The sequence below is a fragment of the Peptoniphilus vaginalis genome (genome assembly GCF_900176605.1).
Classification (GTDB): domain Bacteria; phylum Bacillota; class Clostridia; order Tissierellales; family Peptoniphilaceae; genus Peptoniphilus_A; species Peptoniphilus_A vaginalis.
This window is the reverse complement of sequence record NZ_FXLP01000003.1, coordinates 57,463-78,750: the sequence shown is the minus strand read 5'-3', so window position 1 is coordinate 78,750 and position 21,288 is coordinate 57,463. Positions and strand designations below refer to the sequence as shown.

The window sequence follows — 21,288 nt, the reverse complement described above, 5'->3', positions numbered from 1 at the left end:
TTATGTTTTGGAGAATAGTTAAAGGAGCACTTTTTAGACAAAAAGGAAAGATGGCTCTTATTGCATTTACAGTTGCCCTTGGAGCTTCTCTTGCCACTTCAATGTTAAATACCATGCTCGGTGTTGGAGATAAAGTTAATCAAGAATTAAAGACTTATGGAGCAAATATTAACGTATTGCCTAAGGAAGCTTCTCTTCTTGATGATTTGTATGGCATGCAAGAAAAAGAGGGGCAGGTTCAAAAATATTTAAAGGAATCAGAACTTCCTAACATTAAAACTATTTTTTGGGCTTACAATATTGTAGACTATACGCCATATCTTAACACTTGGGTTTCTTGTAATAATGATTCTAAACATACTAAGATGGTAGGAACATGGTTTAATAATCATATGGATTTGCCTACTGGAGAGTCAGTTGATACTGGTATGATTAGACTTAAAAACTGGTGGGAAGTTCAAGGTGAGTGGTTATCAGAAAATGATAGCGATTCAGTTATGCTTGGAAAGATTTTTGCAGACAGAAATGGATTTAAAGTTGGTGATGAAATCCAACTAAAAAGCAATAATTTAGACAAAAAATTAAAAGTTAAGGGTATTTTCTCATCAGGTTCTGATGAAGATGCATTTATTTATGCTACTTTAAAAACAGCACAAGAATTTGCTGGAGTTACTGGAGTTGTAAATAAAGTTGAAGTATCAGCTCTTACTACACCAGACAATGACTTAGCAAGAAAGGCTGCCAAAAACCCACTATCTTTAACTGTTAAGGAATGGGAAGTATGGTATTGTACAGCTTATGTTTCTGCTATTTGTTATCAAATAACAGAAGTAATGACTGATTCTGTAGCTAAGCCAATTCGCCAAGTTGCAGAAAGTGAAGGAGATATTTTAAATAAGACTACTCTTCTTATGGTTTTAATTACAGTATTAACTTTGATTGGTTCAGGCTTTGGTATTTCTAATCTTATTACAGCATCTGTAATGGAAAGATCTAATGAAATTGGACTTCAAAAAGCTATAGGGGCGTCAAATGGAAGGATAATTTGCATAATTCTTCTGGAAATAATTTTGACGGCGATATTTGGAACAGTTATAGGTTACGGAGTTGGTCTGCTACTTACTCAGATTATTGGTCTAACAGTTTTTGGCTCAGCAATAGCTCCAACAGCTATGGTAGTTCCTATTGTAGCAATACTTATTATTCTTGTTACAATTTTGGGTTCAATACCAGCTATAAGATACCTTTTGAATTTAAATCCAACGGAGGTACTACATGGCAGATAAACAAAGTAAAAATAAATTTTACTTAAAAATGATAATGACTTCCTTGGCAAGGAGACGTGCAAGAATGTTAACAGCACTACTTGCTATAGCTATGGGAGCAACAATTATTTCAGGACTTGTTACTATTTACTATGATATTCCTAGACAAATGGGTAAGGAGTTTAGGTCTTATGGTGCAAATATGTTGGTAATTCCTACTAACCCTGATAAAAAAATTACCAATGAACAGTTAGATGAAATTAAAACGTTAATTCCATCGGGAAAGCTTGTAGGTCAGGCACCCTATATTTATACAAATGCAAAAATTAATGAACAACCTTATATGCTTGCAGGTACAGATTTAAAGGGAGCGAAAGAAAATTCTCCATACTGGCTTATTGATGGTTCATGGCCTGAAAAGCCTAGAGAAGTTTTAATAGGTAATGAAGTTTCAAAGGCTTTGGAATTAAAAGAGGGAGATAAAATTATTATAAATACTCCCAAAGTTAATGGAGAAGGTTCTATAGATACTAATTTTGTTGTTTCAGGAGTTGTAACAACAGGCGGTAAAGAAGAAGAACTTATTTTTATGAGTATTGATGATATTTCACATCTTGTTAAAGACAAAAATTTTGATGTCGTAGAATATTCAATAGAAGCTGAACAAAATGATCTTTCAAAAATAGTATCAAATATTTCACAAAAGGATGGATCTCTTACTCCACAAATGGTAAAAAGAGTTACCGCCTCACAAGATATAGTTTTGAATAAATTACAAGCTCTTGTCTTCATTGTAACGATAATAGTATTATTCATAATGATGATATGTGTATCCACAACAATGATGGCTGTTGTAACTGAAAGGCGTAAAGAAATAGGTCTTAAGAAAGCTTTGGGCGCTACAAATTTGTCGGTAATTGTTGACTTTTTAGGTGAAGGAGCATTTTTGGGGGTTTTTGGTGGACTTTTAGGTGTTGCATTAGGATATATATTTGCCAATAGAGTAAGTATTTCGGTATTTGCTAGAAAGGTAAGTTTCTTGCCTCTTTTAGTACCTATGACAATTATTGTCTGTATAATAATAACTATAGTTGCATCTTTAATACCAGTATCTAAAACTGTTGATATTGATCCAGCTTTAGTGCTTCGTGGAGAATAGAAAGGAATTTTATGGATATATTAAAACTCGTAGATGTTTCAAAAATTTATGGTGAACTTAAAGCCCTTGACAAAATCAATTTAAGTGTAGAAAAGGGTGAATGGATTTCTATAATGGGTCCATCAGGCTCTGGTAAAACAACAATGATGAATATTATTGGTGCCATGGATAAACCTTCACTTGGCGAAGTTATTTTGGATGGTGAAGATATAGCAAAAAAATCACCTAAGGAACTAACAGTTATTAGAAGGGATAAGATAGGACTTATTTTCCAACAATTTCATTTAGTTAATTATTTAAGTGCTTTGGAAAATGTAATGATGTCACAATATTATCATTCTATGCCAGATGCACAAGAAGCAATGGAAGCTTTGGCTGCAGTAGGTCTTGCTGATAGAGCCAAGCACTTACCCAACCAATTATCAGGTGGGGAACAACAAAGAGTATGCATTGCTAGAGCTCTTATTAATCATCCTACAATACTTTTAGCCGATGAACCCACAGGGAATTTGGATGAAAAGAATGAATATATAGTTCTTGACATATTTGAAAAACTTCACAATGCAGGATCAACAATTATTGTTGTAACTCACGACCCTGAAGTCGGTGAAGAATCTGAAAGAATGATAACTCTTGAACATGGTATAATTTCAAGAGAAGAAAAAATGAAAAGAAAAAGACCAGTTCTTGATACTGTAAAAAAAGATGAAAAACTTAAGGAGTTTATATGAGAAAAATTTTAAATGTATTAATGATTTTTTCTTTGGGGCTTGTCCTAGTTGCTTGTGGAGGAGATAAAAAAGAAGAAGCTCCAAGCGTAAGCTATAAAGACGGCACATATCATGGAGAATCTGCCAAAGATGAAAGAGGCGGACTTGTAAAGGTGGATATAAGTGTTAAAGACAATAAGATTGAATCTTGCACAATGCAAAACATTGATGGAGATGGAAAAGAAAAGGATGAATCTTATGGTCAAAGCCAAAATGAAGGACTATATAAGATAGCCCAACAAGCTATAAATTTTTCGAAGTCATACCCAGATAGATTAGTGGAAAAAGGAAATCCTGAAGGAGTGGACGTTATTTCGGGGGCAACACAAACTTACAAGCAATTTATAGAAGCTTGCAATAATGCTCTTGATGGTGCAAAATAATGAAAGATTTATACACAATTAATTTAGCAAAAAAAAATATAGAAAATAAGAAGACAAGATCAATTACCTTGATTTTACTTGTAGGAATTTTAACTTTTATTTTATTCATGTCATCATTTATAATTTTTTCTCTTAAAAATGGCATGAAATCTTTATCAGATAGGATGGGAGCAGACATTATAGTAGTTCCAGAAGGTTATGATTCTAAAATTACAGGTGCAATATTAAGGGGAGAACCTAATACATTTTTTTTTGACAAGGACATATTAAGTAGAGTAAAAAAAATACCGGGCATAGAAAAAGCTTGTGGTCAAGTTTATCTAGCTACACTTTCTGCTGGATGTTGTTCTTTTCCCATTCAAGTTATAGGAATTGACTTTTCTGATGACTTTAGTGTAAAACCTTGGCTTGAAAAACAGATTAAAACTCCAATTAAAGCTGGGCAAGTTGTTGTAGGTGCTAACATTGTGGGGGATATTAATCATAAGGTTAAATTTTTTAATCAAGAATTTGATATAAGAGGTAGGCTTGCAAAAACTGGCATGGGTTTTGATAATTCAGTTTTTATGACAATAGAAGAAACTCATAGATTAGCCAAGGAATATGAAAAGATAATTAATCATCCGGTGGCAAAAAAAGATGATATATCTTCTATTTTAGTAAAAGTTGAAAAAAACAAAGATCCAAAAACAATTAAAAAGCTTATTAAAGAAGAATTTAAAAAAGAAAAAGTGTATCCTTTATTGCCAAGAAAAATAATGACACAAGTTTCAGATTCAGCAAAAAACATGCTTGTATATGTGTATATATTGATAGCTTTGATTTGGATACTAGCTTTCTTTATTTTAAGTCTTGTAAATACCTTATCAGTTAAGGAAAGAAAAAGAGAATTTGCAACCATAAGGATATTAGGAGCAACAAAGAAAAAACTCAGTGAAGTAGTTCTTGTTGAATCTATGCTAATTAATGGTACAGGTGCAGTCATAGGTTCTGTGCTTTCCTTTGTTTTAAGTATAACTTTCAATAATGTATTTTCATCACTTTTAAATATGCCTTTTTTAAGACCAAATCTATTCCTTATGATTTTAATGTTAATAATAGTAATATTTTTGGGAACCTTGTTAGGACCAATATCTTCAATTATTGCTATTAATAAAATAAATAAAGTAGAATTATTATTGATGCAAAGAGATAATGATTAAAATAGGCTATTTGTCAAATTTTGGGGAGACTCGTTAATTCGAGTCTCTCTTTTCATTTAAAAATCAATACTTAGACGCTAATTAAATTATCAATTCTAAAAAAACAAAAAACTACTAAAAATAAGCATAGCAAACAAAACTCCTAGGGGTTTTGCGAATTTTTCCTGTTTTCCTAACCACTACTTACAAGCAAACATAATTCTTTTTCTAAACAAATTGAAATTTTTCATACCAAAACAATTTCTATTTAAAGCCTTTATCTTAGTATGAGTAACTTCAAGTGTACCATTAGACCAAGAATAATCAAAAGAATTACATATCTCATCAAACCAGTTATTAAAAGCAGTGACGCAAGCTTTAAATTCTTTTAAATTAGACTCTTCAGCCCTTCTTATCAATTCTCTTAAAGACTTGCAGCTCTAACTTTATTGGGTTGACTAAGAACATACTGGTACCCACAGGGCACACAGTAAAACAGTTCCTTTAACCTATATGCAATTTTAAATCCTCACTAAAACCAAGCATTAAAGAAACTTTCTTAGCTTTCTCAGAAGTAAGCTTAGAAGCAGGCTTTGTTAATAAACATCTACTTCTCTTAAAATACTTTCTAAGCTTAGAAGAAATATCCTTTTGAATCCTCTTCCAAACATTCTCTAAATCCCAGGAAACTTGTCTTATGAAATGATACCTGTCAACAATATGGATAGAAGTTTTAAAGAACCTATTCTTAACAGACTTAAAGGTATTGGACATATCACTTACAAAAAACTTAAGGCCCTGTTTCTCCTTGGAAGGAACACTTTTAAAATAGCTAAACAAAAAATTTTTATCCCTAGTAGGCAAAATATCAATTCTAGAGTGCTTGGAACCATCTAGAGATTTTACTTCCCAACAGATATTATAGAGCCTTTTTATTTAAATCTAATACTTATGAGAATAAGATTAAAAAATTTGCTAGCTTGTAACTTATTATTAAGGAGTAGTCTATAGAATAAGGATTGGAGTTTCGCAAATAAAAAATAAAAATAATCTCCCAAGACTTTAGTAAGAAATATTTTCTAAAATCTAAACAAAATTATTTGATGTAAAATATTTTCAATTAGTTAATAATAATTAAAAAAATAAAATAATAAATTCATTTTTTTATAAAAGTTTTAACAATAGTAGTATTAGAAAAAACTTATAAAAAAAAATTTTTATATGTGAAATTTTAATTCATAATACGAAATGTGAAAATAATGTGAAATTTTTAAAACTGGTGTAAATCGCTTGAAATAGAAATATAAAGTAATATAATGAAAGTCACGTAAGGAAATAAAAAGAGTGGTGATATTTTTGAAAGAAAGCATAGATAGTATTTTGGCAATAGATAAAAAAACTAGAGAATTTGTCGAAAATACTGATAAAGAAATTGAACAAATTAAAAAAGATTTGAGAGAAAAATTAACAGATCTTGAAAATGAATCAATTGAAAAATCAAAGCTCCTTGGTAAAGAAAAAAGCGATGAAATTTTATCGAATTTTGAAAAGAAGGCAGAGGACCTAAAAAAAGAAAATCAAAAAAATCTTGAGGAAATTGAAGCTTTTTATGAAAAAACTTCTGATGATTTAATTAAAGTTGTCTTAGACAAATTGATTGGAAGGGACTCTAATGTTTGAAGGTCTAAAGGCTTTAAATGCTAAGATTTTAAAAATGTATTCGAACTTTTTGGTCTACGAAGACTTTGTTAATATGGCAGAGGGAGACAGTGTTAGATTTTGTCTTAATTATTTAAAAGAAAAGAAGTTCCCTACAATTGATTCCTTTTCAGATATTTATGAGATCGAAGAGTTCTTAGAAGGCTATAGAAGAAGTCAACTTAAAAAACTTAAGGCCTTCTTGCCTGGTAAGTATTCAGACTTTATTAAGGCCTATATGGAAAGAGAAAAAGTAGAAAAGATTGTAAAAATCCTTAGGTCTCTTAGGATGAATAAGGAGCCTAGAGTTGACGAGTTAATTATTGGAGCAAAGTCAATTCCCTTTAAGGAGGAAAGCTTTGAGTCCTTTATAGATAACTTAAAGGACACTTCCTATTATGAGTATATGAAAAACTACAAGTCATCAAGTGATGAGGACGCCCTCTTTTCTATTGAGATGAACCTTGATAAGTTCTATTATAGAAACTTAACTGAATCTGTGAAGTCTTTATCTAAGAAGGACCTTAATGAGTTCAAAAATATATTTGGGGTCAAGATAGATTTATTAAATATTATTTGGATTTATAGGGCTAAAAAGTATTATGATATTTCTCCCGAAGAAATTTTCAATTTTACAATCTTTGGTGGAAATTATAATTCTGAAAAGCTCCTCCACCTATCTTATTTGGAGGAAGAAGAATTTGAAGAGGAAATTAAAAATTCCAAGTACTCAATTCTATTTGCTGATGGAAGGGTTATAATGACTGGAAGAACTTCCAAAAAACTTCTCTACTCCATAGCGAACAAAAACTTTAGGAGGACAGATGGCATTGGAAAATTCATGAGTTTTCTAATTCTTCTTGATTCAGAAATTGCAAATATAGAAAGAATCTTAGAGGCTACTAGGTTTGGCTTAAGTAAAGAAGAAAAATTGAGATACATGATCGTTGATAGAAAGGAAAGTGAAAAAGTTGGCCGTTGAAAGAATGAAGATCGCTAATATAATGGGCGAAATTCAAGATATGGATTCCATCGTTTTGGATATTTTAAATTTAAAATGTATGCAATTTATGTCTGCTGAGACAAACGTTGCCGAAAACAAGTTTGTTTTCAGCCTAGATGATGAAAAAAATCTAGATAAGAACCTAGAAAGAAATCTTGAGCTTAATTATATTGAACCTATTGAAGAAGATGAGTCTCACAAGGTCAGTGCAAAAAAAGCCGAAGAAATAATGAAGTTTTTGGACATTGACAAGATTGAAGACAAGTACTTCGAAAGAATAGATATGAATGAAGATGTGGATTCCTTTGTCAAAAATATTAGCGAGAAGATGGATGAATATGAAAACACAAAGGAAAGTCTGAAGATTTTAGATACCCTAAAGGAAAATTATGAACTTTTTAAAAACGTTGATATAGACCTAAAGGATATTGCTGATCTAAAATACTTTAACACTAGGTTTGGTTTCTTGGATAAGGATGCAAGGCTTAGGTTAAAGAAAAATTATGGGAATATCCTTGCTATGATTTATCACACAGGTACAGTGGACAATAGGGAACTTTTCCTTGTTATCTATCCAAAGGAAACAGAAAAGGATATTGATAGGGTTTTAAATAGTTTAAACTTTACAGAAGTTGACCTTCTTGGCGAAAATATAGAAGGTACAGCAGGTTTAATTTTTAAGAACCTTGAAGAAGAGGAAGAAAATATAAAGAGAAAGATTTTCGAAATTGAAGAATATAAGAAAAATCTTTTGGAATCAATGGATGAAGAGTTAAGGACAAGTCTTGCCCATATGCTTTCCTATGAAGAAATTGAAAAAGCAAAGAAATATATGCTTAAGTCAAATAAGTATTTTTATCTTTCAGGATGGATTGGAGCTAGTGATACAAAAAAATTAGAAGAAAAGCTCTCCCATTACAAGGATATTGATATTGAATATTTTGATCCTAAGAAGGGAAGCAAAAAGACACCTACAAAGCTTAAAAATGCAAATTTTTTCAAGCCCTTTGAACTATTAATTAACATGTATGGCACTCCTAGTTATGGTGAGTTTGATCCAACAGTGATTTTTGGAATTACCTACATGATTCTTTTTGGTGCAATGTTTGGCGACTTAGGTCAAGGGGCGGTATTTGCAGTTGCTGGACTAATGTTAGCTAAGAAGAACAAGGACTTTGGAGGTCTCCTTTTGAGAATGGGAGTATCCTCAATGTTCTTTGGCATAATGTACGGGTCAGTTTTTGGCATAGAAGAAATTATTCCTGCCTTTTGGTTTAGACCCTTTGAAGACATCAATGGCACACTTGTAACTGCCATTTACTTCGGCATTATTTTACTTGCCATAGCCTATGGCATTGGTATTTACAATAGATTAAAAAGTGGCAGACCTGATGAAGCCTTTTTCGCAAAGGAAGGATTCTTGGGAGTTCTAATTTTTATAGCCATGATCAACATTGGTATTTCCGTTATGGGAGGTTCATCTCCTATTCCTAAGAATATTTCTATGGGAATCTTGTTTGGATCACTTGTTATCATGCTATTAAAGAGACCTATTCTTAAGATTTTATTTAAGAAAGAGCCAGAGGAATCTGCTGCAGATTATTACATTGAGTCCTCCTTTGGACTCTTGGAAGCCCTTCTTTCTACTATGAGTTCAATTATTTCTTTTATAAGGGTGGGGGCCTTTGCTATTAACCACGTTGGTTTATTCTTGGCATTTAAAACTCTTGGGGAAATGCTTGGATCAAGGGGAGGAAATATTGCAGTATTAATTTTCGGCAATATCTTAATTCTTGCCCTAGAAGGTCTTATTGTATTTATTCAATCTCTTAGACTTGAGTATTATGAAATGTTTAGTAAGTATTATAGTGGTGACGGCGTACTATTTAAAGCCGACAAAATTTATTAATAAGGAGTTTAATGATGGAAAAGATTATTATTTTAGGAGTTTTAACAGTATTTTCAATGGTAGTAACAGGTTTTTATTTTATATATAAGGGAACAGACAAGAACAGAAAGTTTGCTCGTGCTTTTATGAAATTAAACCTCTTTGTTTTCGCACCAGTTTTCGCATTTGGTCTTATATCTCTAGTTCCACAAATGGCATCAGCTGCAGCTGCTCCAACAGGTGGTAACGGACTAGGTTTCTTAGCAGCAGGTCTTTCAACTGGTCTTGCTTCACTAGGTGCTGGTGTTGCCGTTTCTAATGTAGGATCTGCAGCAATTGGAGCTGTATCAGAAGACCCTAACATTCTTGGTAAATCAATGATTTATCTAGGACTTGCAGAAGGTATCGCTATTTATGGTCTTATCATTTCAATTATGATTCTTGGAAGACTATAATGAGATCAATTCTTTTAACATCAAATGACGATATTATTAACGGCCTTCGCCTAGCTGGTGTAAGGTCTGTTAAATGTAATAACAGATCTGAACTTTTAAAAAATTTTAAATCTTACACAAAAGAAGATGGTATTGGAATAATTATCCTAACTTATTCTTCCTTTAAGGAAATAAAAGAGGAAGTCCTAGACTTTAAACTATCTGGAGACCTTCCTCTAGTGGTAACTATCCCGGACCTTGATGGCAAGATGGAAGATGACTTTATTTTAAAATATGTCAGAGAATCTGTTGGTGTGAAAGCTGTAGGTGATTAAATGATTTTACTTGAAAACAAAATTGCCATATTCAACAAGATTGTTTTTCTAAAGCAAAAAGAAGAGTGTGAAAAGAGAATTAAGGAAGAAAAAGATAAGGCAGCTAAGATTCTTGAAGATAAGAAAATATCTCTTGAAGAAGATGAAAAGGCCTATGTGGATAGGAGAGTTAGCCTAGCTAAGAGAAGGGGTTATGAACTTATTGCCTCTGTTGAAGAGCGAAAAAGAGTTCTCTTTCTTGAAGAAGATGAAAAACTTTTAAATGAACTCCTCGAAACTCTTTCAGAGAAACTCTTAGAATTTACAAAGACAGATGAATATGTAGAAAGAGAAGCTAAATGCTTTAGAGATATTTTAGATGAAATAGATGAAAAGGCCATCTACCTTTATGTTAAGGACGATGAGAAAAAAGAATTAGTAGATAAGTTTAAAGAGATAGCAGAGGAAAAGGGAATTGTGCTAAAGTTAGATCAGCTATATGAATACCACATAGGTGGTTTCATTGTGTCTGACATCAATCGAACTTACAACATCAACCTTTCTCTAAAGAATAAACTTGACGATATGAAATATGAAATAGGGTCAATGCTACACGAAAGACTAAAGGAAAGGGGTGAAGTCATTGGAAAGAGCAACAATTAAATCAGTTGATGGACCTGTTGTAATTGGTAGGAATATGGCTGACTACAAGATTAGAGAAATGGTCCTAGTTGGTGAAAAAAAATTAATTGGCGAAGTTATTTCTATTGATGGAGACCTTGGAACAGTTCAAGTTTATGAAGAAACTGAAGGTCTAAAACGTGATGAAGATATTATTTCTACTGGAGCACCACTTTCTGTTAAGCTTGGACCTGGTATGATAAGAGGTATCTTTGATGGTATTGAGAGACCTCTTGAAGTTATAAAAGAAAAACATGGGTCCTTTATGCCAGAAGGTATTGGGCTTATTTCCCTTGATGAAAAAAAACTTTGGGATGTAACTTTCAAGGTAAAGCTTCACGATAAGGTCCATGGAGGACAAATCTTTGCAGAAGTTCCTGAAACTGATATCATAACTCATAAGGTTATGATTCCACCAGAAGTATCTGGTGAAGTTGTAGAGATCCTTGAAGATGGCAAGTACAATATTGAAACAGTTCTTTTAAAAGTTAAGGACGAATTTGGAAAAATTAATGAAGTAAAAATGTATCAAAACTGGCCAGTAAGAATTCCAAGGCCAGTTAAGGAAAGACTTCCAATTGACAAGCTACTTGTAACAGGTCAAAGGGTCTTCGATGTCTTCTTCCCAATAGCTAAGGGAGGAACTACTGCAGTCCCAGGAGGATTTGGTACTGGTAAGACCATGACTCAACACCAAATTGCAAAGTATTGTGATGCCGATATCATTATCTACATTGGTTGTGGTGAACGTGGTAATGAAATGACAGAAGTTTTGGAAGACTTTCCAAAGCTAATTGACCCTAACACTGGCAAGGCTCTTATGGACAGGACAATCCTTATTGCCAACACATCAAATATGCCAGTAGCTGCCCGTGAAGCATCTATTTACACTGGTGTAACTATGGCAGAATATTTTAGAGATATGGGTTATCACGTTGCCCTAATGGGTGACTCTACTTCTCGTTGGGCAGAAGCCCTTCGTGAAATCTCTGGTCGTCTTGAAGAAATGCCAGCAGAAGAAGGTTACCCTGCTTATCTTCCATCAAGAATTGCAGGCTTCTATGAAAGAGCTGGTTATGTAAATACCCTATCAGGAACTGAAGGATCAGTAACTCTTATTGGTGCAGTTTCACCAGCAGGTGGTGACTTCTCTGAACCAGTTACAGAAAACACTAAGAGGTTCGTCAATGTATTCTTGGCTCTTGATAAGGAACTAGCCTACTCAAGACACTATCCAGCTATTAACTGGATGAACTCTTACTCAGGTTACATTCCACTTCTTAAAAACTATTACGATATGAGACTTGATGGTGACTTACCTGATTTAAGAATCAAATACCTTGACCTCCTTCACAAGGAAGCCAAGTTAAATGAAATTGTAATGCTTGTTGGTGAGGATGTTCTTCCTGATGAAGAAAGACTTGTCCTAGAAATTTGTCGTGTTGTTAAGGTTGGATTCCTACAACAAAATGCCTTTAACCCAATTGACACCTTTGTGCCACTTGAAAAGCAATTTGAAATGTTAAAGACTATAGACAACTTATATGAAAAGGGAAAGGAAGCCCTAAAGCTAAAGATTCCTATTTCTGTAATCAAGAACGACAAACTTTATGGAAAAGTAATCAACATGAAGTACGATATAGAAAACGAAAACTTAAAGAAATTTGTAAGCTTGAACAATGAAATTAACGACTTCTATGGAGAGCTTGCCTCAACTTATGGTGATGTAGAATGAAAAAAGAATATTTAACACTTGATAGAATTGAAGGATCCCTACTAGAACTTTCAAATCTTCACAGAGTTAGCTACGGTGAAGTTGTAAAAATTATTTCAAAAGACGGCAAGAGATCTGAAATTGGTCAAGTTATAAAAATAGATGAAGACAGGGCAATTGTCCAAGTATTTGGCAACAACCTTGGTGTATCAACAAAAAATACAAAGGTAGAATTCTCTGCCCATCCTTTTGAAATACCTCTTTCATCAGATATCTTGGGAAGAGTGTTTAATGGTACAGCAGTCCCTATTGACAAGGGCGGTGCCATTTATTCTAAGGATGTTTACAACATAAATGGTAGACCAATTAACCCATCAGCAAGAGAGTACCCAAGGAACTTTATCCAAACAGGTATTTCTTCCATTGATGGACTTATGACCCTAATTAGGGGACAAAAACTTCCAATCTTTTCTGGATCAGGACTTCCTCACAACGAAGTTGCTGCTCAAATTGTAAGACAAGCTAAGATTGCAGATGAAGGCGGAAAGGATAACTTTGCTATTGTCTTTGCAGCAATTGGTGTAAAGCATGACGAAGCCGACTTCTTTAGAGAAAGTTTTAAAAACTCTGGTGTTATCGACAAGGTTGTAATGTATATCAACTATGCCGACGACCCAATTATGGAAAGACTTATTGCGCCTAAGTGTGCCCTTACTGCTGCAGAATATCTTGCCTTTGAAAAGAATATGCAAGTTCTTGTAATAATGACAGACATAACTTCCTATGCAGAAGCCCTAAGAGAAGTATCATCTTCAAGAGAAGAAGTTCCATCAAGAAAGGGCTACCCAGGTCACCTTTATTCTGACTTAGCAGCTCTTTATGAAAGAGCAGGTATGATTAAGGACAGCGAAGGATCAGTAACTCTTATCCCAATCCTAACAATGCCTAACGATGATATCACTCACCCAATCCCTGACCTTACAGGTTACATCACTGAAGGTCAAATTGTAGTAAGCCGTGACTTGTTCTCCAAGGGAGTTTATCCACCAATTGATGTCCTTCCATCCCTATCAAGACTTATGAAGGACGGCATTGGTGAAGGCTACACAAGGGAAGACCATCCAGACTTATCTTCACAACTTTTTGCATCCTATTCAAAGGTGCAAGAAACTAGAGCCCTTGCTCAAATTATTGGTGAAGATGATATATCTGATGACGAAAAATTAATTTTAAAATTTGGCGACGAGTTTGAAAAGAGATTTTTAAGTCAAGATCAAAATGAAAATAGAGATATTCAAGAAACCCTAGATTTAGGTTGGGAACTATTAAAGATTCTTCCAGCTCAAATGATTGATAGAATTGATCCTAAGTTAAAAGAAAAATATCTAGGTGATAATAATGGCGATTAAGGTAACTCCTACTAAGGCAAATTTAATTGCATCAAAGAATGCCCTTGTTCTTGCTGAGAAGGGTTATGACCTTCTTGACAAGAAGAGGACAGTCCTTATTAAGGAAATGATGGACTTAAATAAAAACGCCAAGGCCTTGCAAGATGAGATAGAAGAAAAGTTTGAAAAGTCTTACTCTGAACTTGTAATGGCAACTATATCCATGGGGGCACTGTCCCTCAAGGACATGGGAGAGTCAGCTCCCTTTGAAAAGGACTATGAAATTATTTCTCGTTCAGTCATGGGGCTTGAGCTTCCAAAAATAAAATATGAAAAGCCAAGTGCTAGGGCAGACTATTCCCTTCACCAATCCAACGCAGCCTTTGACAGGGCAAGGATAAATATTGCAGAAATTCTTCCTGTTATCTATGAGCTTGCAGAGATAGAAACTTCTGTCTTTAGGCTTGCCAATGAAATCAAGAAGACTGCTAAGAGGGCAAATGCCCTTGACAAGATTCAAATTCCTAAGTACAAGCACATCATTAGAGAGATTGAAGACATCTTGGCAGAAAAGGAAAGGGAAGACTTCTTTAGACTTAAGAAGGTAAAAAATAAAAAGAATAAGAAAAACAAAGAGAACAAAGAGAATAAAGAGAATAAAGAAAACAAAGAAAAAGACCCAAGTTGAAAATAAATTCAGCTTGGGTTTTTTGTATGACTTGAAAAAAGTGGATGCCTCAAGGGCATCCTAATTTTTTAAAAATTTTTATAAATCTCTCACTCTTAACTCATTGGAAAGAAAATATTAATTATCTGTGGCAAGAAAACCATCATCACAGTAGCAGTTGGTTGAGTAGCTGCATAGAAGGATGCAACCTTGTCGTCGCCATTAGTAACTTGGAGTAGGGCTCCAAGAGATGGGGCAGAGGTCATTGATCCTGTTGTAGCACCAAGGGCTGCAAAAAGTGGAAGCTTGAAGACCCTGTAGGAAATAAAAAGTGAAATTAAAGCAGGCACTAGTGTTAGGATAACTCCTGCGAAAAATAATTTTATTCCATACTGACTTACAACTTCTACAAAACCTGATCCAGCACTTACTCCTGATTCTAATAAGAAGAAGGCAAGGCCTAGGTCACGAACAAGGGCAAGTCTATCGTTAGAAACCACTAAGTTGATCCTGCCAAGTCTTCCATAGTGACCAAGGACAAGTCCTGCGATGAGAGAGCCACCGCCAGCTCCAAGAGAAAGGCTAACATTTCCTATAGGAATTTTTATAGACCCAAGAAGGATTCCAAGCGTGGAAGCTAGGGCTATTGAAAAAAGTCCATTCTTTTCAAATTCAATTAATTTACCAAGGTCTTTTTCTCCAAGATGAGGATTATCTTTTGGTAAAACTAATTTTTTATTTTCTTCTTCAACATCAATCTTTAATATTCTTGGCATAAGTTGAACAATAAGAACAACTCCAACAACACCGAAGGCATAGGCGATCCCGTAGCCAACGCCAGGCAAGTTTGAACTTGTAAGACTCTTTACAGTTCCAAGCATTGACGTTGATGTCATAGCTCCAGTTGCAAGTCCCATGGATAGGGCTAGGTCAATATCAAAAAACTTAGCTACTAATACAATCAAAACTCCTCCAATGGCAACTGTTATAAAAGAAATTGCCAAGAAGGAAAGGCCATTCTTCTTAATATTTGCCATAAAGCTTGGGCCAGCCATGAGGCCAATAGGTGTAAGGAAAAGCACAAGACCAATTTGTGCCAAGAACTTTGGAACTGTGAAGCCAAAGTGACCAAAGAAGAGTGCCACAATTAAAATCGCCGATGCACCAAACTCTAGACCAAAAAAGTTAACATGACCAAGGGCGTAACCCAAGACCATTATCAAAAATATAATTAATAATTCATTCATATAGTACCTCCTTATAATTCTTCCCTGAGCTTTTTATGATAAGACTATTAAAATTCAAAGTAAAGAAAGCTGTTGGATACAAGGTATCCTTTGAGTAAATAAAAAATATTATCATAAAAATATCTAAGGAAGAAGATAAAAGAAGTAATACCCAATATAAAAATTTTTAAATATTTTAAGCATCCTATAAAAAAGTCTTGCAAAAATAAAAGGGCTTGTATATAATAACTATTGTATTAAGGAATTGATACAACAATACAAAAAACAAAAGTCTTGCCTTGCTTTTATTAAAAATTTGAAAAAAGGCAGGAGACCAAAGATCTGAAAATGAAATCAAAATTTTTACTTAATATAAAAGGGATATGTAGATTAAAAATCATTAAGAAGTGGATTCAAAGAGGAGGTAAACATGGAATTTGATAATAACAGACCCATCTACATCCAACTCCTTGAAGATTTTAAATTAAAAATTTCAAGTGGAGAGTGGAAGAGTGGCGAGAAGATGGAAACTGTTAGAAATCTTGCCCAAGCCTATGGAGTCAATCCCAACACAGTCCAAAGGGCACTGCAAGAACTTGAGAGAGAGGGTCTTGCCAAGTCAAACAGGACTAGCGGCAGATTTATAACAGATGACGAAGAACTAATAGAAGAAATTGCAAAGGGTGCCTTTTATAGGTCTTGCGATGACTTAATTGGAGTTGCAGGAGAACTCAAGATGACAAAGGAAAAATCACTGGAACTTTTAGACAAATATTGGAGGGAAGTATGAGCAAGCTAGAGATAAAAAATTTAAATATGGGCTACAAGAAGAAGGTCCTTGACGACCTAAACCTAGAACTTGATAAGGGACAAATTGTTGGCCTAGTTGGACCCAACGGTGCAGGTAAGTCAACCCTACTTAGGATTCTTGCAGGACTAGAAAAAACTTACAAGGGAAGTGTGGTAATAGACGGAGAAGAAATTTCTTACAAGACAGCAGAAATTCTTTCCTATCAACCAGATAGGTTTGCTCTTAGTGACAAGCTTTCTATAAAGGAAGTTGTGAGAACTTACAAAAAATTCTTCAAGGACTTTGACGAAGAAAAGTTTTATAGGATTTACGAAGAATTTAAACTTCCTCAAGGAGCCAAGGTCAAAGAAATGAGTAAAGGTATGAGAGAAAAAATGCAAATTGCCTTGAGTCTTTCAAGAAGGGCAGAGATTTTCCTCTTAGACGAACCAATTTCTGGAGTTGATCCTTCAGCGAGAAAGGCCATCATTCAAACTATTTTAAATAATTTTGAAGAAGACTCTCTAATTATTTTATCAACTCATTTAATAAATCAAATCGAGCCACTACTTGACAGGGTCCTCTTCCTTTCAGAAGGTAAGATCAGCCTTAACAAGACAGTAGATGAGATAAGAAGTGAAAAGAATATGAGTATAGAAGACTACTTTACGGAGGTATTTTAATGGGAAAATTACTTGGACATCAAATAAGGAATCACTTTAGAAATAATTGGTTTATACCAGTTTTACCAGCTGTCCTAATTCTATTTGGAGTGCTATTTTCAAATGTTAATAATAAAGTTGGTGTCAGTGCAGTTGCCCTAGGCATGATGGCGCTAATGTTTGGCTACTTTGCAGCATCTATATCAGTAATAGTTGGGGATTACAATATGTTCTTTGGCGACAGCGCCCTATTTTATGAGTCAACACCTATTAGTCCATCAGCAAAAACTTTTTCAAGATTTTTATATTATCTTATAATGCTTATTATCTATTCACTTTATGTGGCATTAATTTGTTTCCTAATTATGGCTTTACCTACTGTTGATAAAGGATCATTAGAATCACCTTGGGCAGAGATAAGTAAGAAAATCAATGAAGTTGGAGTAAGCAACATATTAATAGGTGTTGCTTGGGGTCTAATGGTTTTATTTAACAACATAATTAGCATAATCTTTTCAGTGACACTTGGCGGTGGAAAAAAACTTAGAAGATTTGGATTAGGTGGACCAGTCCTTGTATATATAGGGCTAGGATTAGTCGAAGTAGCTATTATCTATGTCTTAGATAAATTTGACTTGTTTACAAGTGCTGAGCTCTTATTAAACAATGGAGATGTATTTAAGAATGGAATTGGAATAGGAATACTGATCCCAACACTTATAGAAACAATAGTCTTGTTCGCTGGAGTTTATTATATGCATAAGAAGAGGATTTCAGTAAGTTAAAGAAAATGGTTCGTGGGCTTCCCACGGGCCCTTTTTTAATTTTTAAAAGTTTTTGTAAATCTAAGATTTACTGTTCCCTTTCCGGAGGGGTATAAGTCCCCTCAAATAGATAAATAGTAAAGTTGGTTTTACATAAACTTATTTAAAATAAAATTTAAAAATTTATTTTCCCTGAACCCATATTTAACTTCTAAGTAGATGAAAAAATATCTTCAATGAATTATAATTATTTAGAGGTGTTTTATGATTACGAAGAAAGCCCATGCTAAGTTAAATTTGTCTCTTGATGTAACAGGTAAGAGGGAGAATGGCTACCACGACATCAAAACTTTAATGGTGATGACAGACCTTTATGACGAAATGAAATTTTCCAAGAGTGACAAGCTTGAAATCCTTGGCGACTTTGATTTTGATATGAAGGAAAATTTTATTTACAAGGCCTACCTTGCATTAAGAGACTATGTAGGTAAGGACCTTCCCTTTAAAGTTGAAATTGAAAAAAATATTCCTATGGCAGGAGGACTTGCTGGGGGAACTTCTAACGGAGCTGGGACTTTTTACGCCTTAAATGATTTGTACGATTTAAAAATTTCAAAAAAAGAATTAATCAAGCTAGGTTCAAAACTTGGAGCAGACTTTACATATATGATGACGGGTGGGACTAAGCTTGCTTCTGGGATTGGAGAAGTTTTAGAAGAAGTGAAGGCTATTGAGCTTGACAATGTCTTGATAGTCAATCCTGGCTACGGAGTTTCCACTAAGGAAGTCTATGAAAGTATTAAGATAGATGAAAAGAGAATAGACTTTGATGATGTACTAAAGGCTCTTTATGATTTAGACATAGAAAGATTAAATAAATTTTTAGAAAACAAGATGGAAGATGTGGTTTTTGGAAAACACAGGGACCTTCTAGAGATAAAAAAGAAGATGAGAGAATTTAATTCTGCCTCTCTTATGAGTGGAAGTGGAGCAACAATTTTTGGAATTTTTGAAAATAAAAATGACTTAGAAGATGCTTACGGACATTTCAAAAAAACTTATGACAAGACCTTTAAGCTGAAAGTGGGTGAGGAATTTGGCAGTTTTTGATACAGGTCCAGGCATAGTTGGACTTTATGAAGTTCACAGGGACTACTTAAATTATTATGTTGATGATAAGTTTGAATACTATGGGCTATATGAGCGAGAAGCAGTTAATGAGAGGATAAAATTTTTAGAAAAGTCCTTTAAAAAGTCAAAAAAAATAATAGTCATGGACTTTGATGCCATCAACTACTTTAAAAATTCTCCAAGAGTCTTTTATGGAGAGGAAGCTTTAAAGAAAAATTTAAAGGATAAAAAAATTCTCTGCCTTGGATCAAAGCTAACTTGCCAGGAAGAGACTTTGAAAAATTTTACAGATTCGCAAGTAGATTATATTGAAGTCCCACTTTTGATAAATGGAGCCAATGATGGAGTCGCTGATGACATAATGAAGATGATTTCTGATGAATATTTTAAAGATTTTGATTTTTCAGGATACAAGATGATTTTTTTTGCCTCAAGTGGCCTCCACTTGAAGAAGGACTTTTTCATAAATTATTTTGCAAAGAAGGTCTTGGAGATAGAAATTTATTCCAATGTTGATGGAATCTTAGAAGATTATACTTACAAGAAGGAAAATTATATTAGGGATTATTTTTATGTGACAGGGTCCAAGAGTGGCTTTTACTCAAGGGCAGAGAAGTATCTAAGGGAGAGGGGAGTTCTTAAAGAGAGAGAACTTTTAAATGTATCGAGATTTAAAAAAAGGCAATAAAAAAAGTCCCATCACTGGGACTAAATATGTAGCCATGCACCCAAAGTCGAAAGTTAACCTCACACGTTACCCTTACAGTTAGCTCAGATTAGGCGACCCTTGCGGCACACAAAAGATCTTGCTTAGTGCTGCTTCGATCAAGATCTGACACGGTTCACAAGTTTCTGTTGCGCAGGACCCAATCGTCAACACCACTTATAAGGGGCAGGCTGTAAGATTAAAATCCTCTAATGGGAATTCAGCCCTGCTGTAGCGAATCGCAGGTACAGGACATCGCTAATTTCCCGCTTAGCATGGCGATGGCGGAGAGAGGGGGATTCGAACCCCCGATACACTTTCGTGTATACTCGCTTTCCAGGCGGGCTCCTTCAACCTCTCGGACATCTCTCCACGACCTAGAAACTTATTGTACAGTAGTTAGTTAATAATGTCAAGAATAAGGTGATAAATTGAAAACTAAGGATATAGTATTAAGAGAATTAGAAAGAAATAGGGCATCCTATATTTCTGGTCAAGAATTGGCAGAAAAATTGAACATTTCAAGGACTGCAATTTGGAAGGCCATCAATAATTTAAAGGAAGAGGGCTTTCAAATAGAATCACAAACAAAGTTGGGTTACAAGTTAATAGAAAGTGACGATAAGCTTTCTGATGAAGGAATAAGGAAGGGACTTAGGAAAGAATTAAAGGACATTGACATTATTGTATATGACGAAATAGACTCTACAAACACAGAAGCCAAGAGAAGACTTTACTCCTCAGATGTCAAGGACTTCACAGTAATAGTTTCTGACATGCAAAAGGGTGGAAGAGGAAGGACTGGCAAGTCCTTTGCATCCCCTAAGGGAAGTGGAGTTTACTTTAGCATAATTCTTCACCCAAGGGACTTCTTTGACTTTTCTTACTTTGATTTAATTACAGTAAAGGCTGCAGTTTCTGTTGCTCAGGGAATTAAAGAAGCAACAGGCAAGCAAGCTGAAATAAAATGGGTCAATGATTTATTTATTGATGGTAAAAAGATTTGCGGAATCCTATCAGAGCTTGACGCAGATTTTGAATCAAGAAGTGTAAAATCTGTTATTGTTGGAATTGGAATAAATGTAAATGAGCCAAGGGACGATAGCTTTAAGGACTTGAAAAACATTGCCGGTTACATTGGAACTGATGTAATAAGAAATGAAATTCTTTCAGCAATTTTAAATGCCTTTTATGAAAATAATTATAATAAGTCCGACCAAGAAATCATAGACTACTACAAGACGCACTCACTTGTCATTGGCAAGGACTTGACCTTTGAACTTAACGGCAAAAAGTATTCTGCTGTGGGCTACGACATAAACGAAAAGGGCAATCTAATAGTTGACACAGGAGAAGAAAAAATAACTCTTTCTAGCGGAGAAGTTTCTGTAAAGGGAAACTTTTATAAGTAGGTCCTAACTTTTAAAGTCTTTAGACTTATAGTATAATTAAGAGAAGTTAGGA

General features: G+C 34.2%; 22 protein-coding genes, 1 tRNA gene, 1 other RNA gene and 1 pseudogene. 20 read left to right on the top strand and 5 right to left on the bottom strand.

Going from position 1 to position 21,288, the window contains the following annotated elements; genetic code table 11:
• Positions 1–2 precede the first annotated feature (2 nt).
• The 5 genes from CAN42_RS01130 to CAN42_RS01110 are packed head-to-tail and all read left to right on the top strand — an operon-like array spanning position 3 to position 4,779.
• A complete protein-coding gene (locus tag CAN42_RS01130; RefSeq protein WP_085875180.1) occupies positions 3–1,286 on the top strand; it encodes an ABC transporter permease in 1,284 nt (427 codons plus the stop codon).
• Positions 1,276–2,424, top strand: coding sequence for an ABC transporter permease (locus tag CAN42_RS01125; RefSeq protein WP_085875179.1), 1,149 nt, complete (start codon positions 1,276–1,278; stop codon positions 2,422–2,424). Before CAN42_RS01130 ends, CAN42_RS01125 begins: the two co-directional genes overlap by 11 nt.
• Before the next feature lie 11 nt (positions 2,425–2,435).
• On the top strand, positions 2,436–3,155 hold the full coding sequence (locus CAN42_RS01120; protein ID WP_085875178.1) for an ABC transporter ATP-binding protein: 720 nt from the start codon (positions 2,436–2,438) through the stop codon (positions 3,153–3,155).
• Positions 3,152–3,577 (top strand): FMN-binding protein, encoded by a 426-nt coding sequence (locus tag CAN42_RS01115; protein ID WP_085875177.1) that lies wholly within the window; start codon positions 3,152–3,154, stop codon positions 3,575–3,577. The genes CAN42_RS01120 and CAN42_RS01115 overlap by 4 nt, the downstream gene beginning before the upstream one ends.
• A complete protein-coding gene (locus CAN42_RS01110; protein ID WP_085875176.1) occupies positions 3,577–4,779 on the top strand; it encodes an FtsX-like permease family protein in 1,203 nt (400 codons plus the stop codon). Before CAN42_RS01115 ends, CAN42_RS01110 begins: the two co-directional genes overlap by 1 nt.
• 179 nt (positions 4,780–4,958) lie before the next feature.
• Here the strand turns inward: CAN42_RS01110 and CAN42_RS09200 are convergent.
• Positions 4,959–5,180 (bottom strand): annotated as a pseudogene (locus tag CAN42_RS09200) (transposase); the annotation flags it as partial.
• Positions 5,181–5,262: 82 nt separating this feature from the next.
• Positions 5,263–5,631 carry a transposase gene (locus CAN42_RS09125; protein ID WP_280630419.1) on the bottom strand — a complete coding sequence of 123 codons (369 nt, stop codon included), beginning with the start codon at positions 5,629–5,631 and terminating at the stop codon, positions 5,263–5,265.
• Between the two features lie 483 nt (positions 5,632–6,114).
• Here CAN42_RS09125 and CAN42_RS01095 point away from each other — a divergent pair, with 483 nt between their 5' ends.
• From CAN42_RS01095 to CAN42_RS01055, 9 genes are read left to right on the top strand one after another with little or no spacing between them, the layout of a single operon-like run.
• Complete coding sequence (locus tag CAN42_RS01095) at positions 6,115–6,438, top strand: hypothetical protein (RefSeq protein WP_062571785.1); 324 nt, start codon at positions 6,115–6,117, stop codon at positions 6,436–6,438.
• Positions 6,431–7,438 (top strand): V-type ATPase subunit, encoded by a 1,008-nt coding sequence (locus CAN42_RS01090; protein ID WP_085875173.1) that lies wholly within the window; start codon positions 6,431–6,433, stop codon positions 7,436–7,438. The genes CAN42_RS01095 and CAN42_RS01090 overlap by 8 nt, the downstream gene beginning before the upstream one ends.
• A gap of 22 nt (positions 7,439–7,460) precedes the next feature.
• Positions 7,461–9,368 carry a V-type ATP synthase subunit I gene (locus CAN42_RS01085; RefSeq protein ID WP_085875233.1) on the top strand — a complete coding sequence of 636 codons (1,908 nt, stop codon included), beginning with the start codon at positions 7,461–7,463 and terminating at the stop codon, positions 9,366–9,368.
• Between the two features lie 14 nt (positions 9,369–9,382).
• Entirely contained in the window at positions 9,383–9,802 is a 420-nt protein-coding gene (locus CAN42_RS01080) for an ATP synthase subunit C (protein ID WP_062571782.1), read from the top strand.
• Positions 9,802–10,116, top strand: coding sequence for a V-type ATP synthase subunit F (locus CAN42_RS01075; protein ID WP_085875172.1), 315 nt, complete (start codon positions 9,802–9,804; stop codon positions 10,114–10,116). Before CAN42_RS01080 ends, CAN42_RS01075 begins: the two co-directional genes overlap by 1 nt.
• A complete protein-coding gene (locus CAN42_RS01070; RefSeq protein ID WP_085875171.1) occupies positions 10,117–10,758 on the top strand; it encodes a type III PLP-dependent enzyme domain-containing protein in 642 nt (213 codons plus the stop codon).
• Positions 10,739–12,511, top strand: a complete 1,773-nt coding sequence (locus tag CAN42_RS01065; protein WP_085875170.1) for a V-type ATP synthase subunit A — start codon at positions 10,739–10,741, stop codon at positions 12,509–12,511. Before CAN42_RS01070 ends, CAN42_RS01065 begins: the two co-directional genes overlap by 20 nt.
• The gene (locus CAN42_RS01060; RefSeq protein ID WP_062571778.1) at positions 12,508–13,899 is read left to right on the top strand and encodes a V-type ATP synthase subunit B; all 1,392 of its coding nucleotides are present in this window, start codon (positions 12,508–12,510) and stop codon (positions 13,897–13,899) included. The genes CAN42_RS01065 and CAN42_RS01060 overlap by 4 nt, the downstream gene beginning before the upstream one ends.
• Positions 13,889–14,566, top strand: a complete 678-nt coding sequence (locus tag CAN42_RS01055) for a V-type ATP synthase subunit D (RefSeq protein ID WP_085875169.1) — start codon at positions 13,889–13,891, stop codon at positions 14,564–14,566. Before CAN42_RS01060 ends, CAN42_RS01055 begins: the two co-directional genes overlap by 11 nt.
• A gap of 95 nt (positions 14,567–14,661) precedes the next feature.
• Here the strand turns inward: CAN42_RS01055 and CAN42_RS01050 are convergent, their stop codons facing one another.
• Entirely contained in the window at positions 14,662–15,792 is a 1,131-nt protein-coding gene (locus CAN42_RS01050; RefSeq protein ID WP_085875168.1) for an aspartate-alanine antiporter-like transporter, read from the bottom strand.
• Between the two features lie 409 nt (positions 15,793–16,201).
• On the opposite strand from CAN42_RS01050, the gene CAN42_RS01045 reads away from it, so the two are divergent.
• The 5 genes from CAN42_RS01045 (at position 16,202) to CAN42_RS01025 (ending at position 19,806) form a co-directional block, all read left to right on the top strand.
• Complete coding sequence (locus CAN42_RS01045) at positions 16,202–16,561, top strand: GntR family transcriptional regulator (RefSeq protein ID WP_085875167.1); 360 nt, start codon at positions 16,202–16,204, stop codon at positions 16,559–16,561.
• Positions 16,558–17,244: an ABC transporter ATP-binding protein gene (locus CAN42_RS01040; protein ID WP_085875166.1), complete on the top strand. Its 687-nt coding sequence runs from the start codon at positions 16,558–16,560 to the stop codon at positions 17,242–17,244. Before CAN42_RS01045 ends, CAN42_RS01040 begins: the two co-directional genes overlap by 4 nt.
• Positions 17,244–18,008, top strand: a complete 765-nt coding sequence (locus tag CAN42_RS01035) for a hypothetical protein (protein WP_085875165.1) — start codon at positions 17,244–17,246, stop codon at positions 18,006–18,008. Before CAN42_RS01040 ends, CAN42_RS01035 begins: the two co-directional genes overlap by 1 nt.
• A gap of 243 nt (positions 18,009–18,251) precedes the next feature.
• A complete protein-coding gene (gene ispE / locus CAN42_RS01030) occupies positions 18,252–19,097 on the top strand; it encodes a 4-(cytidine 5'-diphospho)-2-C-methyl-D-erythritol kinase (RefSeq protein WP_062571772.1) in 846 nt (281 codons plus the stop codon).
• A complete protein-coding gene (locus CAN42_RS01025) occupies positions 19,084–19,806 on the top strand; it encodes a hypothetical protein (RefSeq protein ID WP_085875164.1) in 723 nt (240 codons plus the stop codon). Before ispE ends, CAN42_RS01025 begins: the two co-directional genes overlap by 14 nt.
• Positions 19,807–19,838: 32 nt before the next feature.
• Here the strand turns inward: CAN42_RS01025 and ffs are convergent.
• Both ffs and CAN42_RS01015 read right to left on the bottom strand, forming a co-directional pair.
• Positions 19,839–20,103, bottom strand: an RNA gene (gene ffs, locus CAN42_RS01020) — signal recognition particle sRNA large type.
• Positions 20,104–20,106: 3 nt separating this feature from the next.
• Positions 20,107–20,196, bottom strand: a tRNA-Ser gene (locus CAN42_RS01015).
• 59 nt (positions 20,197–20,255) lie between these two features.
• On the opposite strand from CAN42_RS01015, the gene CAN42_RS01010 reads away from it, so the two are divergent.
• Positions 20,256–21,236, top strand: coding sequence for a biotin--[acetyl-CoA-carboxylase] ligase (locus CAN42_RS01010; RefSeq protein ID WP_085875163.1), 981 nt, complete (start codon positions 20,256–20,258; stop codon positions 21,234–21,236).
• The last annotated feature ends 52 nt before the right edge of the window (positions 21,237–21,288 follow it).